Raw genomic sequence first — 19,939 nt, 5'->3', positions numbered from 1 at the left:
GCAGGCGTGATCGATATCAACGAGTCCGTGATGCAGTTCCTTCTGGCATTCGTCGTCGTCGGCCCGCTCCTCGGTGCCGTCGCCGCCCTCCTCCCGGCCCCGCCCGGGCTGAAGGGGAAGTCGCCCGAGCAGGCCGTGCTGCGGCACGGTGTGACCGTGACCGGCGCGATTCTCGTCGCCGCGATCGTCCTCGCGCTCGGCTTCGACCACGGCCATCCGTCGAGGATGCAGGCCACGACCGACATCAGCTGGATCCCCGCGCTCGACGTGCGGATCCACCTCGGCATCGACGGCATCTCCCTCCCCCTTGTCGTCCTGACCGCGCTGCTGACCTTCCTCTGCGCGCTGTACTCCTACTTCAAGCCTCCCGCGGGCGGCTCCCCGAAGGCGTTCGTCGCGCTGCTGCTCCTGCTCGAGTCCGGCACCCTCGCGACCTTCGCCGTCCTCGACCTGCTGCTGTTCTTCCTCGCGTTCGAGATGGTGCTCATCCCGATGTACTTCCTCATCGCCCGCTGGGGCGGCGAGGGCCGGACCCGGGCCGCGTGGAAGTTCATCCTGTTCACGCTGCTCGGCTCCGTCGTCATGCTGCTCGGCCTGCTCCTGATCGGGATCAAGGCGGGCACGTTCGACATGGTGGCACTCGCCACTGACAACGGCCGGTCGCTGCCCGCATCCGTGCAGGTCATCGCCGTTCTCGCGATCGGGATCGGGCTCGCCGTGAAGTCGCCGATGTGGCCGCTGCACAGCTGGCTGCCCGACGCTCACACCGCCGCGCCGACCGTCGGCTCGGTCCTGCTGGCCGGCGTCCTGCTGAAGATGGGTACGTACGGGTTCGTCCGGATCCTGTTGCCGATCGCCCCGCACGGCTTCCATACCTTCGCGCCGTACCTCGCCGCCTTCGCCGTGGTCGGGATCATCTACGGATCCCTGGCCTGCCTGGCCCTTGCCAAGCGCGGCGCCAAGGGCGACCTGAAGCGGCTGATCGCCTACTCCTCCGTCGGTCACATGGGCTTCGTCCTGCTGGGCATCGCCACCATGACCCCGACCGGCGTCAACGGCGCCCTGTTCGCCAACATCGCCCACGGCCTCATCACCGGCCTCCTCTTCTTCCTGGTCGGCGCCCTGAAGGACCGCACCGGTACCACCGACCTCGACACCCTGGCCGAGGAGACCGGTGCCGCGCTGTACGGAAGGGCCCCGCGCCTCGGCGGTCTGCTCGCCTTCGGCGCGGTCGCCTCGCTCGGGCTGCCCGGACTCGCCGGGTTCTGGGGCGAGATGCTGGCCCTGTTCGGCGCGTTCAAGCCCGCCGCCGACCTCAGCCGGCCGGCCTTCCTCACCTTCATGGCGATCGGCGCGTTCGGCACCCTGCTGACGGCCGCGTACATGCTGATCGTGGTCCGCCGGGTCTGCATGGGCGGAGTCGAACAGGAAGTCCCGAAGCTCGCCGACGTATGCGGGTACGAGTTCGCGGCCTGGACCCCGCTCGTCGCCCTCACCGTCGTCGCCGGACTGTGGCCGAGGGCGCTGCTCGGCCTGACCGACCCGGCCGTGCACCAGCTCCTCGCAGGAGGCACCCGATGAGCGCCCAGCCCCTCGCCGAGTCGCTGGTGCAGTCCGTCGACTGGCTCGCCGTCGCCCCGCCGGTCATCGCCGCCGCGGTGGGACTCGTCGTGCTGGTCGCCGACCTGTTCCTGCCCGAGGCCCGCAAGGCCGTCCTCGGCTGGGTCTCGGTCGCCGGACTGGCGGTGGCCGCGCTGATGCTGCTGCCCCTCCTGGACGGCGACCGCAGCACCTTCTGCCTGACCGGCGGCGGTACGCGCGCGTGCAGCTACACCGCCGACCACTTCACACTCGTCGTCCAGTTCCTGGTCCTCGGCGGCGCGCTGCTCGCCGCGCTGCTGTCGGTCACGAACCTCCAGGACGACCAGCGGCGCGTTCCGCCGGGCGAGTTCTGGTTCCTGCTGCTGTCCTCCGCGGCCGGCGCCGCCCTGCTGCCCGCCTCCCGCGACCTGGCCACCCTGATCGTCGCCCTGGAGGTCGCCTCCCTGCCCGCCTTCGCCCTCGTCGGCATCCGGCACGGCGACAAGCGGTCCTCCGAGGCCGCCCTGAAGTTCTTCCTGTCCTCGGTGACGGCCACCGCCGTCAGCCTGATGGGCGTCAGCTTCGTCTACGCCTCCACCGGCAGCCTCTACCTCACCCAGGTCGCCCAGCGACTGCCCCACGTCGGCGGACAGCTGCACACGCTCGCCCAGGCTGGTGTCGTGCTCACCCTGATCGGCTTCGCCTTCAAGACGGCCGCCGTCCCCTTCCACTTCTGGGTGCCCGACACCTACGTCGGCGCGCCGCTGGCCGTCGCCGCCTACCTGTCGGTCGTCGGCAAGGCGGTCGGCTTCTCCGGGCTGATCCTCGTCACTGTCGTCGCGTTCCCGTCGTACGCCGACGTCTGGGGTCCCGCGCTCGCCGCCCTGGCCGCGCTCACCATGACCGTCGGTAACGTCGGTGCCCTGCGCCAACAGGCCACGCGCGCGTACAGTGCCGTACGGCTGCTCGCCTGGTCCTCCGTCGGCCAGGCCGGCTACCTGCTGGTGCCGATCGCCGCCGCCGGCTACGCCAAGGACCCGCAGAAGGCGATCGGCTCCACGGTGGCGTACGCGCTGATGTACGGCGCCGTGAACCTGGGCGCGTTCGCGGTGGCCGGCGTGGTGGGCCGTAGCCGGGCCCTGAACCGCGTCAGCGACTACCGGGGCCTGTACGCCACGAATCCGCTGACGGCCCTCCTCCTGGCGTTCTTCCTGCTGTGCCTGGCCGGGCTGCCGCCGGGTGTCATCGGGCTGTTCGCCAAGGTCACCGTGTTCTCGGCGGCCGTCGACGCGGGCCTCGGCTGGCTCGCCGTCGTCATGGCAGTCAACGTGGTGATCGCCCTCTTCTACTACCTGCAGTGGACGGCTCTGCTGTTCCGCGCCCCCGAGGGCGAACCCGCCCGCCACCGGGTCCCGGCCCCCCTCACGGCGGCCCTCGCCCTCACCGGCGTACTCGGCGTCGCCCTGTCCGGAGCACCCCAGCTGGTCCTCCGCTTCGCGGCCACCGGACTGTTCTGAGGATTCGGCCACGCGCGCGTGGGACACCCGCAGACCCCACGCGTGCGTGGCCGTACGCGCCCCCGTCACCCGTACGGCCCGGCGCGCAGCCGCACCCACCAGGGAACTCGCAGCCGCCGCCTGGCGTTGTCACAAGCGGGAGGGTCCACTGGACCAAAGTGTTCCCCAGCTGCACGACTTGGAGGGCGCACGGTGCACCGCCGGCACAACGGGCTCAGGACCGCAGTACTCCTCGGGGGACTGTCCGCACTCATCATCGTCATCGGCAGCCTCTTCGGCCGCACCGGCCTGATCGTCGCGGTCCTGGTGGCCCTCGGGACGAACGCGTACGCGTACTGGAACAGCGACAAGCTGGCGCTCCGCGCGATGCGTGCCCGCCCGGTCAGCGAGTTCGAGGCCCCCGTGCTGTACCGCATGGTCCGCGAGCTGTCCACGCAGGCCCGCCAGCCCATGCCGCGCCTCTACATCTCGCCCACGGAGGCCCCCAACGCCTTCGCCACGGGCCGCAATCCGCGCAACGCGGCCGTGTGCTGCACCGAGGGCATCCTGCGCCTGCTGGACGAGCGCGAGCTGCGCGGTGTCATCGGCCATGAGCTGAGCCACGTCTACAACCGGGACATCCTCATCTCCTCGGTGGCCGGCGCGCTCGCCTCGGTGATCATGTTCCTGGTGAACTTCGCCTGGCTGATCCCGGTCGGCCGCTCGGACGACGACGACGGCCCCGGCCTGCTCGGCATGCTCCTGATCATGATCCTCGGCCCGCTCGCCGCCACCCTCATCCAGCTGGCCATCAGCCGCTCCCGCGAGTACGAGGCGGATGCTTCCGGCGCCCAGCTCACCGGCGACCCGCTCGCCCTCGCCAGTGCCCTGCGCAAGCTGGAGGCCGGCACCCAGCAGCTTCCGCTGCCCCCCGAGCCACGGATCGAGACCGCCAGCCACATGATGATCGCGAACCCGTTCCGCGCGGGCCAGGGGATGACCAGGATGTTCTCCACGCACCCGCCGATGGCGGAACGTATCGCCCGGCTCGAGCAGATGGCAGGCCGCAACCGGTGAGGCCCGAGCCCTGATGGAGATGGGCATGGCCAGGCGTAAAGTTGAAGAAGAGGTAGAAGGTGACTGATCACGAACGACCGTAAGCCGGACACAGCACGTACCCCGTCGGGCAAGGAGCCCGCGCCGGAACGCGTGTCCGCGCCCGATGCGATGCGGAGCGCGATGGAGCAGCTCGCCGAGTTGCTGGGGCGGGCTCCGGAGTCGGTTTCGGCGCTGAAACCGACCGATGTCGGCTGGGAAGCCGAAGTCGAAGTCGTGGAGCTGGAGCGCGTGCCGGAGACGAGCAGTGTCATGGCCGGCTACCAGGTCGTACTGGACCCCGCGGGCAAGCTGCTCGGGTACGAGCGCATACACCGTTACACCCGCGCGCAGGTCGACAGAGAGGGCCGCGGCTAGGGCTGCCTTGGGACCACAGGACACCCGCTGAGCCCTTCCCCTTCGTTCGAAGGGAAAGAGAAGTCGTGACTGTTGTGCCGCAGGGCGGTGGCGCCGTTGCCGGGCCGGCCGGAGGTTCCGGAGGCCTGTACGACGTGCTGGAGCTGGTCCTCGATCGAGGACTGGTCATCGATGCGTTCGCCCGCGTGTCCCTCATAGGCATCGAAATCGTGAAGGTCGACGCTCGCGTGGTCGTGGCCAGCGTCGACACCTATCTGCGCTTCGCCGAGGCCGCCAACCGGCTGGATCTGGAGACGGGCCGCAAGGCCCCCGCCCAGCTGACCGACGTGGCGGAGAAGCTCTCCGAGGGCGGCGCCCGCGGCAAGAGCAAAGGGGCGCTGACCGGGGCGGTCCAGGCATTCACCGACTCGTTCCAGAAGGGTCAGGCGGACGAGGACGAGCGGAGTTCCGGACGCGACCGGGAGAAGCAGCACGAACACACCGAACGCGGCTCGGGCCGTCGTTCCTCCAGGGAGCGGGAGGAGTGAGCACCCGGATGTCCCTGTATGTGTACGCGATCACCAAGAGCTCGCATCCGCTGGACCTGGCCGGCATCAAGGGCGTGGGCGAATCGCCCGCCGAACTGCGCACGGTACGCGGCGACTCGCTGTGCGCCGTGGTCAGCGAGACCCCGGACGACCTCGCGGTCTCACGCCGGGACCTGGCGGCGCACCAGGAGGTTCTCGGTCACCTGTGGGGCGGCGGCGCCGTCCTGCCGCTGAGCTTCGGGTACGTGGCCTCGGACGAGGACGCCGTACGCGCCGTACTGGAGGCGCGTGCCGAGGCGTTCTCGCAACGCCTCGAAGAGCTCACCGGACGGGCCGAGTTCAACGTCAAGGGCACGTACGACGAGGACTCGGTGCTGCGCGCCGTCCTGCAGACGTCCGAGCAGGCCCGCGCGCTGAACGAGGCGACCCGCGACGGCGGCGGGACCTACGACGACCGGCTGGCCTTCGGGGAGCTCCTGGCCCAGGAGGTGCAGACCCGGGAGAACGCGCTCGCCACCGAGGTGCTCGCCGCCCTGCGGCCTCTCGCGTTGGCCGAGAAAATCGCTGAGCCCTCCCAGCAGTACTTCGTGAACGTCTCCTTCCTGGTGGACGAGGAGCGGTCCAAGGACTTCACCCGTACCGCGCAGGAGCTGGCCGAGCGGTACGGGGAGGACGTCGACATGCGGGTACGGGGGCCGCTGCCGCCGTACAGCTTTGCCTGACCGGCTGCCCATGACCTGCCCGGCCGGCACGAACGGACAGCACGAGGAGGCGGTATGGGAGGACTGATCAGCGAGATCCTGGCACTCCCGGCTGCCCCCGTGCGGGGGGTCTGGTGGGTGCTCGACAAGGTCGTACGCGCCGCCGAGGACGAGTACTACGACCCCACGCCCGTTCAGGAGGAACTCGTGCGCCTGGAGGAGGGGCGCACCGAGGGTCGTATCGACGAAGAGGAGTTCGCCCGGCGCGAGGAGGAGTTGATGCACCGCCTGGAGGAGATCCGGGCCTACGACCTGCGGCGCGGCGGGCAGAGGGGGCTGTGAGGCGACGGAGAGGAAAGAAGTCCAATTATGAACAATGCCAAGATCGGCGCGGCAGTCCTCGGCGGATACGTGCTGGGCCGGACGAAGAAGGCCAAGTTCGCCCTGAGCCTGGCCGCGCTGCTGGCCGGATCCCGGATCAGGCCCGGACAGCTCGTCAGGGCCGTACAGGACTCCCCCTTCCTCAGCAACATCACTGAGCAGATGCGCACCGAGCTGACGGGCGCGGGCAAGGCCGCGGCGACGTCCGTGCTGACGGCGAAGGCCGACAGCCTGGCCGACGCCCTCCACGAACGCACCGCGGGACTGCACGGAAAGGCGCATCCGGACGGTGAGAGGCACCGTGACGAGGCAGAACCGGCAACCGAGCCGCGCCAGGACGAATCCCGTGAGGACGAGGAGCGCGAGGACGAGGAGCGCGAGGACGAGAGCGGTCGGGAGAAGACACGCGAGGACGAGACCGGCCGGGCGGAGACACGCGCGGCCGGCGAGCGCCGGAGCGAAGGCCACAAGGGTGAGGCCCGCCGGAGCGAGGGGCGCGCAAGGAAGACGCAGCACCGCGAGTCGGCTCAGGACGGGGGCGAGCCGCGCCGCAGGAGGACGACGTCCAGGACGACGGGGGCCCCGAGCCGTTCCAAGAGCGGCAGCGCATGAGCGAGGAGGCCTGACGATGGCGGACGGCAAGACGCCGGAACGCGGCTCGGGCGGAACCGGGACCCTCGGCAAGGTCCGTGAACAGGCACTGCAGAACCCTGGCGCGAACCGGCTGAAGGAAGAGGTCGAGCACTACCTGGAAGCCCGGCTCGAATTGATGCTGGAGGGCGTGGGCCATCGTCTCGGCGAAGGCGCACGCAAACTGACCGAGATACACCTCGGTCCCCGCGCGCTCACCACCGCCGCGGCCAGGAGCGGAAAGAAGCTCCTCGAGCACGCGCCGTCGGGCCAGGCGCTGACCTCGACCGCGTCCCACGCCAAGGACACACTCCTGGACAAGGCCAAGGACGTCGCCGAGAAGCGGCACGACAAGGCCCCGGAGAGCCCGGGCACCGGCAGGGGCCTGACCATCATCGAGGACATCGACATCGGCGTGCCCGTACGCGAGGCCTACGACCAGTGGACGCAGTTCACGGAGTTCGAGCGGTTCGCCAAGGGCGTGGTCGACGTCGAGCAGGAGGACGAGATCACCACCCACTGGGAGGTGAGGATCGCCAGGGCGGGCCGTCGCTGGCGGGGCATGATCACGGAGCAGGTGCCCGACGAACGGATCGCCTGGACGTCCGAGGGGGAGAAGGCCACCACCAAGGGCGTCGTCACCTTCCATCCCCTCGGCGAGAACCTCACCAAGGTGCTGCTCGTCCTGGAGTACTTCCCCAAGGGCGTGGTCGAGCGGGTCGGCGGCCTGGTACGGGCCCAGGGGCGCCGCGCCCGGCTGGATCTGAAGCTCTTCCGCACCTTCGTGATGATGCGCGGAGAGGCCACCGGAGCCTGGCGCGGGGAGATCCGTCAGGGCAAGGTCGTGCGCGGTCCGCAGGAGGCCGAGGCGGCTGAGGAGCAGTACGAGGACAAGGAGGAAGGCGAAGAGGAAGAGGCGGAAGAGGAGGAGCCCGAGGAGGCCTACGACGAGGACGAAGACGAGGACGAAGACGAGGAGGAGGAAGGGGAGGAAGACGCGGAGGCGGAAGGCGGAGAGAGCGACGACCGCTCCTACGACGACCGCTACTACGACGAGGCGGAGGAGGAACCCGCCGAGAGCCGCTCCGCCGAGACCCGCCGGCGCCGCGGATAGATCCCGCCGCCGAGATGCGTGAGCCGCAGGCCTCCCGCAGCGCCGGGCCGCCCAGGGAAACGAGGTCGAGATGCCGTGACCGAGCACGAGCCCGCCGTCCCGAGGTCGTTGCACCCCCTGTCGCCGTACGATCAGGGATCGAGCGCGAACCTGGCCGACATTCTGGAACGCGTGCTCGACAAGGGCATCGTCATCGTCGGCGACATCAAGATCAACCTCCTCGACATCGAGCTGCTCACCATCAAACTCCGGCTTCTCGTGGCCTCCGTCGACAAGGCCAGGGAGATCGGTATCGACTGGTGGGAGCACGACCCCGCCCTTTCGTCCCGGGCCGACGGCCGACGCAGCCTCCGGGAGCAGAACGAGCGCCTGCGCGAAGAAGTGGACGTGTTGCGCAGACAGCTCGGTGAGTCCCGGTCGGAACTGCCCGAGGGTGGATCCGGCAGCCGTCGCCGGTCCCGTGACGCCGGTGTCGCGGGTGACGCCGATCAGGCCCGGCGAGCGACGCGTGCCGAGCCGCGCCGTAAACGCCGTAAAGCCGAGGACGTCGATGACGTCGAGGTCGTCGAGGACGTCGAAGGCGACGAGGACGACGAGGACGACGAGGACGACGAGGACGACGAGGACGACGAGGACGACGAGGACGACGAGCGAGACGAGCGCGACGAGGACCGGAGCTGAGAACGGTGGACGAGCCGCTGTGCTATGCGTACGCCGTGGTCGGATCGTCCGCCACGCCGGAGCGGACGGCGCTCGCCGCTGTCCGGGGAGTGGCGGACGCCCCGGTCACCCTGGTCCGCACGGGTGGGGTGGCCGCCGCGGTGAGCGCGGTGCCCCGGGACGAGTTCTCGGAGGCGGCGCTGAAGACCGGTCTGGAGGACATGCGGTGGCTGGAGGCGACCGCCCGGGCCCACCACCTGGTGATCGAGACCCTGGCCCGGTACAGCACGGTCCTCCCCCTGCGGCTGGCGACCGTGTATCTCGACGAGAACCGGGTCCGGGACATGCTGCGCGAGCAGGAGGCGTCCCTCACCACGCTGCTGAACCGGCTCGCCGACCACGACGAATGGGGCGTCAAGGTGTACGCCGAGGTGCCGCCCACGTCTGAGCCCGTCCCCGCGCAAGCCGGCGGGCCGGCCGACGCGGCGAACGAATCGGTGAACCCCGGACGCGCCTATCTGCGCAGTCGCAGGCACCAGCGGCAGGAGCGGGAGGACGCGTGGCGGCTCGCCGAGGAGGCCGTCCGGCGCACGGAGGAGCAGGCCCGCGGCCTCGCGGTCGAACGCACCCGGCACCGGCCGCAGGAGGGCACACTGGCCCAGGTTCCGGGCGTGAACGTCGCCAATGACGCCTATCTGGTCCCGCGCCGTCTGACCGAGACGTTCCGCACCCGGATGCTGCACGCCGCGGACGGCTTGCACGGGGTCCGCGTGGACGTCACCGGGCCCTGGGCGCCGTACTCCTTCACCACCCCGCCCGGGCCCGGCGTGCAGGTGGGGGAGGCCGGGCGGCGGTGAGCGAGTACGGCGCGTACGACGACCGTCCGGTCCGTCAGCAGCAGGTGGCCCTGATCGACCTGCTGGACCGGCTGCTGAGCGGTGGTGTGGTGCTCACCGGAGATCTCGTCCTGTCCATCGCCGACATCGATCTCGTGAGGATCTCGCTGCGCGCCGTGGTGGTCGCCGTCCGCGAGCAACTCGACGAGCAGTGGGCGACGTTCGTTCCGCCGCGGCAGGCGCTGACAGACGATCACGGGGGGCCTGGGGGGCCCGGGGAATACGACGGATACGAGGGATATCAGGGATACCAGGGACAGGGCGGACAGGGCGGACAGGGCGGACAGGGGGGACACGGGGGTTCCGGTGACGAGCCCCGCTGACCGCCCGTCCCCCGATCGACTGCGCGAGATCGCCGACGCCGCGGACCGGGCCTTCTCGCTGCTGCCCGCCCGCCCGGAAGAGGTCTCCCCGTCGCTCACCGGCCCTGTCCGGGGCGCCGCGCGCCGGCTCCGCGCCGACCCGGACACGGTGGAGCGGGACCTCGTCAGGCTCGTGCTGACCATCGTGGAACTGCTGCGCCAGCTGATGGAGCGACAGGCCCTGCGCCGCGTGGACGAGGGTGACCTGACCGAGGAGCAGGAGGAACGTCTCGGCCTGACCCTGATGCTGCTGCACGACCGGATGGCCGAACTGTGCGACAGCTACGGCCTCACCCTGGCCGACCTCAACATCGACCTCGGACCGCTGGGCACACTGCTTCCGCCGTGACCGGCGACCGGCGCAGGCGATCAGCGGACGTCGCAGATGGTCAGCGCGGCCGTGGCACGCGGTCAGCGGCCGTGGCAGGAGGTCAGCGGCCTGCGAAACCCTGGTCCGACGGCACGACCTCGCGCCCGAGCGGCATGAGGGAGATCGGGATGAGCTTGAGGTTCGCCCAGCCGAAGGGGATCCCGATGATCGACAGGAACAGCGGGATGCTCGTGATCAGGTGGCCCAGCGCCAGCCACCATCCCGCGAAGATCACCCAGATCACGTTGCCGATGAAGGAGCCCGCCCCCGCGTCGGGCCGGTCCACGGTGGTCCGGCCGAACGGCCACAGGACGAAGCCGGCGATGCGCAGCGACGCGATGCCGAACGGGATGGTGATGATCAGGACGAAACAGATCAGGGCAGCGATGAGATAACCGATCGCCATCCAGAAGCCGCAGAAGACGAGCCACAGGATGTTGAGCAGCAGGTTGAACACCTTCATGATCGGTACCTCTCCAGGTCGGTCCGCCGGCATGCCTGCTGCCACAAGTATCAGCGCGTCGGGCGTTCGGGCAGAACCGCAGCACCCCTGTGGCGTGATCGGGAACGTTCGGAGACGATCCCGTTCGGCGTCACTCGGTGTGCCGTCGCCGCGCCCACCGGCGTACGCCGTAGGCCGCGACGCCCACCGCGAGCACGCCCGCCCCCGCGACCACCGAGACGGCGGGCAGCGCGAAGGCGAGCGTGGCGCAGCCCAGCAGGCCCAGCACGGGCGTCGCGCGGGCCGACGGGGCCGGACTCAGGGTCCACGCCGAGGCGTTGGCGACGGCGTAGTAGGCGAGCACGCCGAAGGAGGAGAAGCCGATCGCACCGCGCACGTCGACCGTCGCGGCCACTACGGCGACCACCGCGCCCACGGCGAGTTCCGCCCGGTGCGGCACCCGGGAACGCGGGTGTACGGCCGCCAGTGTCCCCGGCAGATGCCCGTCCCGGGCCATGGCGAGCGTCGTACGGGACACGCCGAGGATCAGTGCGAGCAGCGAGCCGAGCGCCGCCACCGCCGCCCCGGCCCGCACCACCGGCACGAGCTCCGGCACGCCGGCCGCCCGTACCGCGTCGGCCAGCGGCGCCGTCGCGTGCCCCAGCCGGTCCGTACCGAGGACGGCGAGCACCGCGACGGCCACGCACGCGTACACCACAAGCGTGATCCCCAGGGCCAACGGGATCGCACGCGGAATCGTGCGCGCCGGATCCCGTACCTCCTCCCCGAGGGTCGCGATCCGCGCGTACCCGGCGAACGCGAAGAACAGCAGCCCCGCCGCCTGCAGCACCCCGCCCGCGCCCGACGACAGCCCGATGCCCAGCCGTCCGGCGTCGGCCCGCCCGGAGGCCAGGCACACGACCACCACGGCCGCGAGCACGGCCAGCACCACCGCCACGATCAGGCGCGTCAGCCACGCCGACTTCTGGATCCCGCCGTAGTTCACGGCCGTCAGGGCCACCACGGCCGCGACCGCCACCGCGTGCGCCTGCCCCGGCCAGACGTAGGCGCCCACGGTGAGCGCCATGGCCGCGCAGGACGCCGTCTTGCCGACCACGAAGGCCCAGCCCGCGAGATAGCCCCAGAAGGGGCCCAGCCGTTCCCGTCCGTACACGTACGTGCCGCCGGAGGCCGGATAGCGGGCGGCGAGCCGGGCGGAGGACATGGCGTTGCAGTACGCCACGACGGCCGCGAGCGCCAGCCCGGGAAGCAGCCCCGATCCGGCCGCGCGCGCGGCGGGCTCCAGGGCCGAGAACACGCCGGCCCCGACCATCGAGCCGAGCCCGACGACCACGGCGTCCCGCACGCCGAGGGTGCGTCGCAGTGCGGTGCCGGAAGGTGTCATGCGATGCACCGTACTGACCTCCGCAACCGGGTGTTGGACCGCTGACATCGTCCTCGTCAACAGGCCACGAACACGCGGTCACCAGGCGATGAACGCACGCGACGGCAGCACGGAGGGGCGGGCACCGCTCGGGGGCGCCCGCCCCTCCGTGCTGCCGCAGATGTCCTGCCGGTTTCCTGCCGGTGGTCGTACGGCCGTTCTGCCGGTGTTTGTACGGCAGTTCAACCGGCGCTTCTACGGCACTCCTACCGGTAGTTCCTATCGGCAGTCCTACCGGTAGTTGACGAACTGCAGCGCGAAGTCGAAGTCCTTGCCCTTCAGCAGCGCGATCACGGCCTGCAGGTCGTCACGGCTCTTGGAGGAGACGCGGAGTTCGTCGCCCTGGACCTGGGCCTTCACGCCCTTCGGGCCCTCGTCGCGGATGATCTTCGCCACCTTCTTCGCGTTGTCCTGGGAGATGCCCTCCTCGATCGACGCGAAGATCTTGTACTCCTTGCCGGACAGCTGGGGCTCGCCCGCGTCCAGCGCCTTCAGGGAGATGCCGCGCTTGATCAGCTTGGACTGGAAGACGTCGAGGACAGCCTTCACCCGGTCCTCGGAGTTGGCCTCCATGAGGATCTTTTCACCGGACCACGAGATCGAGGCACCCACGCCCTTGAAGTCGTAGCGCTGCGAGATCTCCTTGGCGGCCTGGTTGAGGGCGTTGTCGACCTCCTGCCGCTCGACCTTCGAGACGATGTCGAAACTGGAGTCGGCCATGTCCTGTGGCTCCTTGTATCGGGGTGCGTATCGGGTGCGTGCCGGCGTGCGCGGGGCGGCCGCCGGACCCGGCAGGGCGCCGGGCCGCATCCGCACCAGCCTAGCCACCCCACGAGCCGGGGGCGGAGATCAATCGGGTGGCGAAGCACCCCCGTGTATCGGGTATTGTTTACGTCGTCGCCAGGGAGCACCGCCGAGGAGCGGTTCGATCTGGTGGCCGACCCGGCGGTGTGCCCGAGCGGCCAAAGGGAGCAGACTGTAAATCTGCCGGCTCAGCCTTCCCAGGTTCGAATCCTGGCGCCGCCACACGGTAATGAGAGCCCCGTGACCTGCGAGAGCAGGTCACGGGGCTCTCATCGTTGCGGGCCCTTCAGTGGAACTTGGCGATCATTCCCGCCTCGTAGTCGCCGGCGGGCTGCTGGGTGATGACGTTTCCGCGGTTGAAGGCGTTGATGACGGCGATCTGGGCCACCAGGTCGGCGAGCTGGTCCTCGTCGTAGTACTTGGCCGCGTTCGCCCAGACCTCGTCGGGGACGCCGCCGGCCGCGTCGGCGATGCGGGTGCCCTGCTCCGTCAGCTCCAGCGCGGCGCGCTCGGCGTCGGTGAAGACCTTGGCCTCCCGCCAGGCGGCGACCAGGTGGAGGCGTACGGCGCTCTCGCCGGCCGCGGTGGCTTCCTTGGTGTGCATGTCGATGCATCCGGCACAGCCGTTGATCTGGCTGGCGCGGAGCATCATCAGTTCGCGCGTCGAGGCCGGCACGGTCGACTCCGAGAGCGCCATGCCCGCGGCGATGATGTGCTTCATGGCCTTGGCCGCGACCGGTGCGGCCATGACGTTCAGACGAGCTTCCACGGTGTACTCCTGGGTGGTTGCCGGTTCGTACGCCCTCTAGGACAGGGCGGCCCCGCACCCTGTGACAGGAACGGATGTGACCTGCGTCTCAACGATCGAGGCAGTGTTCGCCCGGCCTCCGTCAGCTCGCCGCGAGCGGGCGCTACCGCAGGTTCACTGCCGCCGGGCGAGTGGCGTCGTCGAGGTGCAAGAACGCCACCCCGTCGGCGGGTGGGCCGGCGCGAGTTCCTCAGCCTTCGTTGCCGCAGGACGGTCGCAGTGGCCGCATCCCACTGGTCGCACTTCCGGGTCTCTTCACTAGAATCGAACACGTGAACGATGAACGTCCGCTGACGCGTCTCGACATGCTGCGTTTCGCCCGCCGCGTCGTCGAACATCAGGCCGCGCGGCAGCTCGCCCTGATGGACCGGTGGATCGCGGACGAAGAACGCCGGGAGGCCGAACGGCAGCGCCGCCTCACCGTCCGGCAGGCCGCTCCGGACTGGCTGATCGAGCGCGGCCTGAACGGCCGCACCACGGTGTACGTCCACGTCGGCGGCTGTACGAGCGCCGGCGGGCGCGCCAAGGGGATCAGCCGGGACGAGGCGGTACACGCCCTCACCGAAGGAGATGTCGACCCATGCCCGCTGTGCCGCCCCGACACCGCACTGGGAATACTGGAATGACCGGTCCGGGTGCGGGCCCGGGCGGTCCGGACGATGCTGGAGCCATGGCCGGGAAACGACCCATCATCGTGCACCTGCCGTCCCCGACCGGCGGCCGCCGGGTCCGGGTGGACGGCGAGATCCTCGGCCTGGCCCACAACGTGGGGGACCTGGTGGAGTTCCTGCGCCGCGCGGGGCTGGAGATCGAGCCGGAGCAGGTGGCCGACTCGCCGCTGATCGACTGGCGTGGGGCGGGCCCCGACCGCTGGGAAGCCGAGACCCGTACGTGACAGCGGTGTCGCGTCCGGCGGCGGTGCGGGCACACTGACGGCATGTCCTCCCGACGCAGAAGCTGTCCTGTGTGCCACCGCGACATCGCCGTCGTCGCGGGACGCTACGCGCGGCACGACCCGCCCGGGGCGCGGGAGAACGGGGAGCTCGTCTCCTGCGCCGGGTCACGGCGACAGGCCCAACTCGAAGCTGTCCAGCCGGCGTTGGACGGTTACGCCGTACCGGAGTTTCCCGGGCAGCTGCCTCTGTTCTGAGTGTGCGCAGGGGCGGAGGGGGCCGACTCGCGTGTGGGTGGGTCGATTCGGGGGAGAGGGATGGATCTGACGGTGTGACAGGCGGTCGGTGGTGAAGGCTCGGTGGCGGGGTCCGTCCGTTCAACGGCCGGTGACCGGCCTCAGTTCCCGGCCACCGACTTGACCGCGACCGACACCGGCGCCGATCCGCTGATCAGCTCCAGCGTCAGGCCGGTCGTCGCCGGGGTGTCCACCAACTCCGCGAGTACGGCGGCCACATCGTCCCGAGGGATCGCGCCGCGCCCGGTGTGCGCCTCCAGACGGACCTGACCGGTACCGGCGTCGTCCGTCAGCGAGCCGGGGCGCAGGATCGTCCAGTCCAGGGCCGTCTGGCGGGTGATGTACGTGTCCGCCTCGCCCTTGGCGCGCAGATACGCGTCGAAGACACCGTCGCCCTGGTGCGCGGGATCCGCTCCCATCGAGGACACGACCAGGAAACGGCGCACGCCCGCGCGCACGGCCGCGTCCGCGAACAGCACGGCCGCGCCCCTGTCCACCGTCTCCTTGCGGGCCGCCCCGCTGCCCGGGCCCGCGCCGGCCGCGAAGACCGCCGCGTCGGCGCCCTGCAGGTGCGCCGCGACCTCCTCCACCGAGGCGGACTCCAGGTCGAGCAGCACCGGTTCGGCACCGGCCGCCCGCAGATCGTCGCCCTGTTCGGACGTGCGGATGATCCCCGCGACCTCGTCCCCGCGCGCGGCGAGCAGGCGCTCCAACCGCAGCGCGATCTGACCATGACCACCAGCGATGACAATGCGCATGAATCCGACCGTACGCCGGAAGGTGCGCATCCGCCGCACGAGTTGACCGGCGTGGCAGGAACGCGCCGGGCGCGTGCCCATGTGTGCCCACAGGGCCACGCCGTGCCACGCCGTGCACCTACGGGCCCGCGCCGTGCACCCACACGCCCGCCCATGCACCCACACCCCTGCGCCGTGGGCCCACGGGATCACGCCCGGCGCGCACACTCACCCGCGCGCCCCCGGCCCCCACCTCAGACCGCACCCACCTCAACCGCCACCCCCTCACCACGCGCCTCCGACCGCGCCCCCTCACGACAACTCGCCCCGCCCCTGTCGCGGCAACCCGAGTTCCGCGGTGGCCGCCGAGTTGCAGTACTCGCGTACCGCGCTCGTGCGGGCCACCACTCGGCCCCGGTGGACCACGATCCGGCTGTAGGCGAGGGACAGGGCGCCGGCCAGGCGGTTGCCGCGTACGGCGAGGAGGTCTGCGGGGAAGCCGGCCTCCACGCGTACCTCCGGCAGGCCCAGCATCGCGCGGGCCGAGGTGCTCACGGCGTCGTAGGCGTCCTCCGGGCGCAGGCCGTGGGCGGAGGCGAGGAGGTAGGCCGCTTCCAGGGGGTCACCGCGCCCGACGGGGTTGGAGGCGTCGCGCAGGGCGCCGCTGCCGGCCGACACGCGCACCCCGGCCGCGCGCAGCAGCCGTACCGGGGCGGCGCCCCGGCGGTCGGTTCCGCAGCAGCCGCCCTGGGGCAGACATACGACCATCACACCTGCCGCCGCGAGTTGGTCGGCGGCGCGGGCGGCGGCCTCGGCGGGGAGGCGGGCGAGACCGGCGCACGGACCGATCGTCACGCCGGGGCGCAGGCCCCCGGCCATGGCCGCGAGCCGGGACAACCGGGCCGGGTCGGAGGCGTCCGTGTGCAGGTCCACCGGGCAGCCGTGCTCGGAGGCCACCTCAAGCACGGTCTCCACATAGCCCGTGGGATCGGGGTCCAGGTCGGGGCAGCCGCCCACCACGGACGCGCCCATCTTGACCGCGTCGCGCAGCATCGCCAGCCCGTCGGCTCCGGCCACCCCGGTCAGCAGCCTTGGCATCGCGACCGTCGTCAGCTCGGCGAGCCCCCGCAGCGAGCGCCGCGCCTGCAGGACGGCGCCCAGCGCGCCGAGCCCTTGTACGTCGCCCACGCGCACGTGCGCGCGTGCCGCCGTCGCCCCATGGCCGAGCTGCAGCAGGGCCGCCTCCGTCGCCCGGCGCTGGACGTCCCCGGGGGCGTACGACACCGGCCCGGAGCGCTCGGCGGACAGTGCGGCATCAGCGTGGGCGTGCGGTTCGGCCGGGGCCGGCAGGAGCAGATAGCCGTTCAGGTCCACGCGCGTGGCGCCCGTCCGGGCGGGGCCCGGCGCCAGACTGCCGGCCGTGCCCACCGCCTCGATGCGCCCGCGGCCCAGCCGTACGTCCACCGTCCGGCCGTCGGTGAGTTGCGCCCCGCACAGCAGCAGGGCGGCCGGGTCGGACTGGCCCGAGGATCCCGAGGAGTTCGACGGCGGGTGGGGCTGCGGCTGACTGTCGGGCATCGCGCTCCAGGATGGGGGCGGGGGCTCGGGCGGGCCTGCGTGAGACACCGGGGGCGCGGGCGCCAAGATCACGCAGAGCGAGTCGAGCCTAGGGTGGCGAGCGGCGCCGGGCGCGCAAGGGCGCAATAGTCGTACCGGTGTGGTCCACCCTTGGCGTACACGTGTGGCCCACCCACCGTGACTCCTGTCGCCCACCCGCGTGGCGCCCGCCGCCCACCCGCCGACGACCTTCCCGACGACGTCCACGCGCGTGTGCCGTCGCTTTCGTTCCACGGGCCACGGGCCACGGGGCACTCGGCGATCGGTCCACGCCCGCCGGCCCTGGGCGATCGCCTCCTGCCCGTCCGCCCCGCCTGCGGCTCATGAGGCCGCTGCGGACCTTGGGAGGGCGTTGTCGCGGGCTGCCGGATACGGATTTGGGTGAACGGCGGCGGACCGTGTAATGTCTTCATCGCTCGCCCCAATAGCTCAGTCGGCAGAGCGTCTCCATGGTAAGGAGAAGGTCAACGGTTCGATTCCGTTTTGGGGCTCTGGTGTGAGAGGTACCTGCCGAAAGGTGGAGCCCGATCGCACCGCAGCGGTGTAGCTCAGTCGGTAGAGCAAGCGGCTCATAATCGCTGTGTCACCGGTTCAAGTCCGGTCACCGCTACTCACAGTAGCCGATTGCGGGGTCGGTCCTTCGATCGGCTACTCTTTCTTGCGTTGAATTAGTCCACCCGTTCGTCTTAGGAGCACTCACGTGGCTGCCACCGACGTCCGCCCGAAGATCACGCTGGCCTGCGTGGAGTGCAAGGAGCGGAACTACATCACCAAGAAGAACCGGCGTAACAACCCGGATCGCCTTGAGATGAAGAAGCACTGCCCTCGCTGCAATGCGCACACCGCGCACCGCGAGACGCGATAAACAGGCTCGTCCGCGAGGCCGTCCCCTTCCGAGGGGGCGGCCTCGCGGCGTTTCACCGCCCCACCGCCCCACCGCTCCATCGGTGCCTCGTGCCGTACGGGCGCTCGGCTTCGGCGGCGCTTCGGCTTCACCCGCGTTTCGGCGGGCGCGCCTCGACCGTCCCCCCGCGCATTCCCCGGCGGGATTCGGGCTAATTTGGGGCCATCACAGCAGACATCAGGAGGTGCCGGGCCATGGCGCTCGACCAGTCCTTCGTAGGACGGACCTACCCGCCCACAGCGCCCTACGAGGTGGGCCGGGAGAAGATCCGCGAGTTCGCCGAGGCGGTGGGCGAGACCAACCCGGTCTACACGGACCCGGAGGCCGCGAAGGCGTTCGGTCATTCCGATGTGATCGCCCCGCCGACCTTCGTGTTCGCCATCACCTTCCCGGCCGCGGGGCAGATCGTCGAGGACCCGCAGCTCGGCCTCGACTACAGCCGCGTGGTGCACGGCGACCAGAAGTTCGCCTACAGCCGCCCGGTGCGCGCCGGCGACCGGCTCACGGTCACCTCCACCATCGAGGGCATCAAGTCGCTCGCGGGCAACGACATCCTGGACATCCGCGGCGAGGTGCACGACGAGGCGGGCGAGCACGTCGTGACCGCCTGGACCAAGCTCGTGGCCCGCGCGGCCGAGGAGGCGTGAGGACCTGATGACGGCGAAGATCGCGTACGACGACGTCGAGGTCGGCACCGAACTGCCGGCGCGGACCTTCCCGGTGACCCGTGCCACGCTCGTGCGCTACGCGGGTGCCTCCGGGGACTTCAACCCGATCCACTGGAACGAGAAGTTCGCCAAGGAGGTCGGCCTGCCGGACGTCATCGCGCACGGCATGTTCACCATGGCCGAGGCGGTCCGCGTGGTCACCGACTGGACCGGGGACCCGGGCGCGGTCGTGGAGTACGGCGTCCGCTTCACCAAGCCGGTCGTCGTGCCGAACGACGACAAGGGTGCGCTGATCGAGGTCAGCGGCAAGGTCGCGGCCAAGCTGGACGACAACACCGTCCGCGTGGACCTGACGGTGACCAGCGGCGGCCAGAAGGTGCTGGGCATGTCCCGGGCGGTCGTACGGCTGGCCTGACGGCTGAAGCGGTAGCGGTGAGGTAAGGGGCGTCCTCCCTGGTGGGGCGCCCCTTACATGCGTCCGGGCGAGGGGCCTTGCAAAGTTAGTGATTGAGCACTAACTTACTCCTCGTGGTCAGGATGAGTGCAGAGGAGCGACGCGAGAGCGTCATTCGCGCGGCGATCGCCGAGTTCGCGCAGAAGGGCTACTACGGCACGTCCACGGAGGCGATCGCCAGCCGCGTCGGCGTGTCGCAGCCGTACCTCTTCCGGCTCTTCGCGGGCAAGAAAGCGATCTTCGCCGCTGCGTCCCTCCGGTGCGTGGAGGACACCTGCCGGGTCTTCGAGGAAGCCGCCGAGGGGCTGCGCGGCGAGGAGGCCCTGCAGGCCATGGCGAACGCCTATGTGCGGCTGATCACGGAGCAGCCCGAGAAGCTCCAGATGCAGATGCAGACGTACATCACGGTCGCGGCCGCCGAGGCGGAGGGCGACCACGAGTTCGGTGAGGCCGTACGGACCGCCTGGATGAAGCTCTGGGACACCGTTCACCTGCCGCTGGGGGCGGACGACGGCGAAACCACGACCTTCCTGGCGTACGGGATGCTCATCAATACCCTGACCGCCATGGGGTTTCCGCCGGAACACCGGGTCTGGCAGGGGATCGACACGCAGGCCCGGCCATCCGGGCGGCCGGAGGAGTAGCGCGACGAGGCGGCGGCCCGCCTCTTTCATGACCGCA

The 19,939-nt window shown here is 70.7% G+C and carries 24 protein-coding genes, 3 tRNA genes and 2 pseudogenes; 23 read left to right on the top strand and 6 right to left on the bottom strand.

The genetic code is table 11. From position 1 onward, the window contains the following. Positions 1-6: 6 nt before the first annotated feature. The 13 genes and pseudogenes from SRB17_RS17035 (at position 7) to SRB17_RS16975 (ending at position 10,170) form a co-directional block, all read left to right on the top strand. Complete coding sequence (locus SRB17_RS17035) at positions 7-1,581, top strand: NADH-quinone oxidoreductase subunit M (RefSeq protein WP_323375715.1); 1,575 nt, start codon at positions 7-9, stop codon at positions 1,579-1,581. After that, positions 1,578-3,098, top strand: coding sequence for an NADH-quinone oxidoreductase subunit N (locus SRB17_RS17030; RefSeq protein ID WP_153539356.1), 1,521 nt, complete (start codon positions 1,578-1,580; stop codon positions 3,096-3,098). Before SRB17_RS17035 ends, SRB17_RS17030 begins: the two co-directional genes overlap by 4 nt. A gap of 192 nt (positions 3,099-3,290) precedes the next feature. Continuing rightward, positions 3,291-4,154, top strand: coding sequence for a zinc metalloprotease HtpX (htpX, locus tag SRB17_RS17025; RefSeq protein WP_323375713.1), 864 nt, complete (start codon positions 3,291-3,293; stop codon positions 4,152-4,154). Positions 4,155-4,217: 63 nt separating this feature from the next. After that, positions 4,218-4,550 carry a gas vesicle protein GvpO gene (gene gvpO / locus SRB17_RS17020; protein WP_228396119.1) on the top strand — a complete coding sequence of 111 codons (333 nt, stop codon included), beginning with the start codon at positions 4,218-4,220 and terminating at the stop codon, positions 4,548-4,550. Positions 4,551-4,615: 65 nt separating this feature from the next. After that, positions 4,616-5,077: a gas vesicle protein GvpJ gene (gvpJ, locus tag SRB17_RS17015; RefSeq protein WP_323375711.1), complete on the top strand. Its 462-nt coding sequence runs from the start codon at positions 4,616-4,618 to the stop codon at positions 5,075-5,077. Continuing rightward, on the top strand, positions 5,074-5,799 hold the full coding sequence (locus SRB17_RS17010; RefSeq protein ID WP_323375709.1) for a GvpL/GvpF family gas vesicle protein: 726 nt from the start codon (positions 5,074-5,076) through the stop codon (positions 5,797-5,799). Before gvpJ ends, SRB17_RS17010 begins: the two co-directional genes overlap by 4 nt. 54 nt (positions 5,800-5,853) lie before the next feature. Beyond that, positions 5,854-6,120: a gas vesicle protein GvpG gene (locus tag SRB17_RS17005; RefSeq protein WP_153539352.1), complete on the top strand. Its 267-nt coding sequence runs from the start codon at positions 5,854-5,856 to the stop codon at positions 6,118-6,120. Between the two features lie 27 nt (positions 6,121-6,147). Beyond that, entirely contained in the window at positions 6,148-6,771 is a 624-nt protein-coding gene (locus SRB17_RS17000) for an ABC transporter substrate-binding protein (RefSeq protein WP_153539350.1), read from the top strand. 16 nt (positions 6,772-6,787) lie between these two features. After that, a complete protein-coding gene (locus SRB17_RS16995) occupies positions 6,788-7,903 on the top strand; it encodes an SRPBCC family protein (RefSeq protein WP_153539348.1) in 1,116 nt (371 codons plus the stop codon). A 75-nt stretch (positions 7,904-7,978) separates the two neighbouring features. After that, positions 7,979-8,299 (top strand): annotated as a pseudogene (locus SRB17_RS46365) (gas vesicle protein); the annotation flags it as partial. Positions 8,300-8,589: 290 nt separating this feature from the next. Continuing rightward, entirely contained in the window at positions 8,590-9,420 is an 831-nt protein-coding gene (locus tag SRB17_RS16985; RefSeq protein ID WP_323375708.1) for a GvpL/GvpF family gas vesicle protein, read from the top strand. After that, positions 9,417-9,665, top strand: a pseudogene (locus SRB17_RS46360) (gas vesicle protein); the annotation flags it as partial. The gene SRB17_RS16985 and the pseudogene SRB17_RS46360, both read left to right, overlap by 4 nt. A 100-nt stretch (positions 9,666-9,765) precedes the next feature. After that, entirely contained in the window at positions 9,766-10,170 is a 405-nt protein-coding gene (locus SRB17_RS16975; RefSeq protein WP_323375707.1) for a gas vesicle protein K, read from the top strand. Positions 10,171-10,252: 82 nt separating this feature from the next. Here the strand turns inward: SRB17_RS16975 and SRB17_RS16970 are convergent, their stop codons facing one another. The 3 genes from SRB17_RS16970 to SRB17_RS16960 all read right to left on the bottom strand — a co-directional run bounded on the left by SRB17_RS16970 (position 10,253) and on the right by SRB17_RS16960 (position 12,797). After that, complete coding sequence (locus tag SRB17_RS16970) at positions 10,253-10,654, bottom strand: YccF domain-containing protein (protein WP_153539346.1); 402 nt, start codon at positions 10,652-10,654, stop codon at positions 10,253-10,255. Between the two features lie 130 nt (positions 10,655-10,784). Then, a complete protein-coding gene (locus tag SRB17_RS16965) occupies positions 10,785-12,038 on the bottom strand; it encodes an APC family permease (RefSeq protein ID WP_153539344.1) in 1,254 nt (417 codons plus the stop codon). Positions 12,039-12,308: 270 nt separating this feature from the next. After that, entirely contained in the window at positions 12,309-12,797 is a 489-nt protein-coding gene (locus tag SRB17_RS16960) for a YajQ family cyclic di-GMP-binding protein (protein ID WP_153539342.1), read from the bottom strand. A 224-nt stretch (positions 12,798-13,021) separates the two neighbouring features. On the opposite strand from SRB17_RS16960, the gene SRB17_RS16955 reads away from it, so the two are divergent. After that, positions 13,022-13,103, top strand: a tRNA-Tyr gene (locus SRB17_RS16955). A 64-nt stretch (positions 13,104-13,167) separates the two neighbouring features. Here SRB17_RS16955 and SRB17_RS16950 read toward each other — a convergent pair. Next, on the bottom strand, positions 13,168-13,650 hold the full coding sequence (locus tag SRB17_RS16950; protein ID WP_323375705.1) for a carboxymuconolactone decarboxylase family protein: 483 nt from the start codon (positions 13,648-13,650) through the stop codon (positions 13,168-13,170). 311 nt (positions 13,651-13,961) lie between these two features. Between SRB17_RS16950 and SRB17_RS16945 the strand changes: the two genes are divergently transcribed. Genes SRB17_RS16945 through SRB17_RS46355 form a run of 3 tightly spaced genes read left to right on the top strand, consistent with a single transcriptional unit; the run spans position 13,962 to position 14,839 of the window. Continuing rightward, positions 13,962-14,315: a DUF6233 domain-containing protein gene (locus tag SRB17_RS16945; protein ID WP_323375704.1), complete on the top strand. Its 354-nt coding sequence runs from the start codon at positions 13,962-13,964 to the stop codon at positions 14,313-14,315. Between the two features lie 44 nt (positions 14,316-14,359). Next, positions 14,360-14,584, top strand: coding sequence for a hypothetical protein (locus SRB17_RS16940; RefSeq protein WP_153539340.1), 225 nt, complete (start codon positions 14,360-14,362; stop codon positions 14,582-14,584). Positions 14,585-14,626: 42 nt separating this feature from the next. Next, entirely contained in the window at positions 14,627-14,839 is a 213-nt protein-coding gene (locus SRB17_RS46355; protein WP_153539338.1) for a hypothetical protein, read from the top strand. 140 nt (positions 14,840-14,979) lie between these two features. Here SRB17_RS46355 and SRB17_RS16930 read toward each other — a convergent pair whose 3' ends face one another. Further along, complete coding sequence (locus SRB17_RS16930) at positions 14,980-15,636, bottom strand: SDR family oxidoreductase (protein WP_153539336.1); 657 nt, start codon at positions 15,634-15,636, stop codon at positions 14,980-14,982. Between the two features lie 291 nt (positions 15,637-15,927). Further along, positions 15,928-17,193: an amidohydrolase family protein gene (locus SRB17_RS16925; protein WP_153539334.1), complete on the bottom strand. Its 1,266-nt coding sequence runs from the start codon at positions 17,191-17,193 to the stop codon at positions 15,928-15,930. Between the two features lie 457 nt (positions 17,194-17,650). Here SRB17_RS16925 and SRB17_RS16920 point away from each other — a divergent pair. The 6 genes from SRB17_RS16920 to SRB17_RS16895 all read left to right on the top strand — a co-directional run bounded on the left by SRB17_RS16920 (position 17,651) and on the right by SRB17_RS16895 (position 19,902). Continuing rightward, positions 17,651-17,723, top strand: a tRNA-Thr gene (locus SRB17_RS16920). A gap of 46 nt (positions 17,724-17,769) precedes the next feature. Beyond that, positions 17,770-17,842 (top strand) — tRNA-Met (locus tag SRB17_RS16915). Positions 17,843-17,932: 90 nt separating this feature from the next. Next, positions 17,933-18,097 (top strand): 50S ribosomal protein L33, encoded by a 165-nt coding sequence (gene rpmG / locus SRB17_RS16910; RefSeq protein WP_003948671.1) that lies wholly within the window; start codon positions 17,933-17,935, stop codon positions 18,095-18,097. 233 nt (positions 18,098-18,330) lie between these two features. Further along, positions 18,331-18,783, top strand: coding sequence for a MaoC family dehydratase N-terminal domain-containing protein (locus tag SRB17_RS16905; protein ID WP_153539332.1), 453 nt, complete (start codon positions 18,331-18,333; stop codon positions 18,781-18,783). A 7-nt stretch (positions 18,784-18,790) separates the two neighbouring features. Next, the gene (locus tag SRB17_RS16900) at positions 18,791-19,219 is read left to right on the top strand and encodes a MaoC family dehydratase (protein ID WP_153539330.1); all 429 of its coding nucleotides are present in this window, start codon (positions 18,791-18,793) and stop codon (positions 19,217-19,219) included. A gap of 113 nt (positions 19,220-19,332) precedes the next feature. Continuing rightward, the gene (locus SRB17_RS16895; RefSeq protein ID WP_323375699.1) at positions 19,333-19,902 is read left to right on the top strand and encodes a helix-turn-helix domain-containing protein; all 570 of its coding nucleotides are present in this window, start codon (positions 19,333-19,335) and stop codon (positions 19,900-19,902) included. Positions 19,903-19,939: the final 37 nt, after the last annotated feature.

The sequence above is a fragment of the Streptomyces sp. RB17 genome (assembly GCF_009604455.1).
Classification (GTDB): Bacteria; Actinomycetota; Actinomycetes; order Streptomycetales; family Streptomycetaceae; genus Streptomyces.
This window is presented reverse-complemented; position numbering and strand designations above follow the sequence as displayed.

Excerpts from the sequence above, each read along its gene's own strand:
- SRB17_RS17005 (WP_153539352.1), top strand. The coding sequence starts at position 5,854 with ATGGGAGGACTGATCAGCGAGATCCTGGCACTCCCGGCTGCCCCCGTG.
- SRB17_RS17030 (WP_153539356.1), top strand. The coding sequence starts at position 1,578 with ATGAGCGCCCAGCCCCTCGCCGAGTCGCTGGTGCAGTCCGTCGACTGG.
- SRB17_RS46355 (WP_153539338.1), top strand. The coding sequence starts at position 14,627 with ATGTCCTCCCGACGCAGAAGCTGTCCTGTGTGCCACCGCGACATCGCC.
- SRB17_RS16900 (WP_153539330.1), top strand. The coding sequence starts at position 18,791 with ATGACGGCGAAGATCGCGTACGACGACGTCGAGGTCGGCACCGAACTG.
- SRB17_RS16925 (WP_153539334.1), bottom strand. The coding sequence starts at position 17,193 with ATGCCCGACAGTCAGCCGCAGCCCCACCCGCCGTCGAACTCCTCGGGA.
- SRB17_RS16960 (WP_153539342.1), bottom strand. The coding sequence starts at position 12,797 with ATGGCCGACTCCAGTTTCGACATCGTCTCGAAGGTCGAGCGGCAGGAG.
- SRB17_RS16970 (WP_153539346.1), bottom strand. The coding sequence starts at position 10,654 with ATGAAGGTGTTCAACCTGCTGCTCAACATCCTGTGGCTCGTCTTCTGC.
- SRB17_RS16995 (WP_153539348.1), top strand. The coding sequence starts at position 6,788 with ATGGCGGACGGCAAGACGCCGGAACGCGGCTCGGGCGGAACCGGGACC.
- SRB17_RS16965 (WP_153539344.1), bottom strand. The coding sequence starts at position 12,038 with ATGACACCTTCCGGCACCGCACTGCGACGCACCCTCGGCGTGCGGGAC.
- SRB17_RS17000 (WP_153539350.1), top strand. The coding sequence starts at position 6,148 with ATGAACAATGCCAAGATCGGCGCGGCAGTCCTCGGCGGATACGTGCTG.
- SRB17_RS16940 (WP_153539340.1), top strand. The coding sequence starts at position 14,360 with ATGGCCGGGAAACGACCCATCATCGTGCACCTGCCGTCCCCGACCGGC.
- SRB17_RS16930 (WP_153539336.1), bottom strand. The coding sequence starts at position 15,636 with ATGCGCATTGTCATCGCTGGTGGTCATGGTCAGATCGCGCTGCGGTTG.
- SRB17_RS16905 (WP_153539332.1), top strand. The coding sequence starts at position 18,331 with ATGGCGCTCGACCAGTCCTTCGTAGGACGGACCTACCCGCCCACAGCG.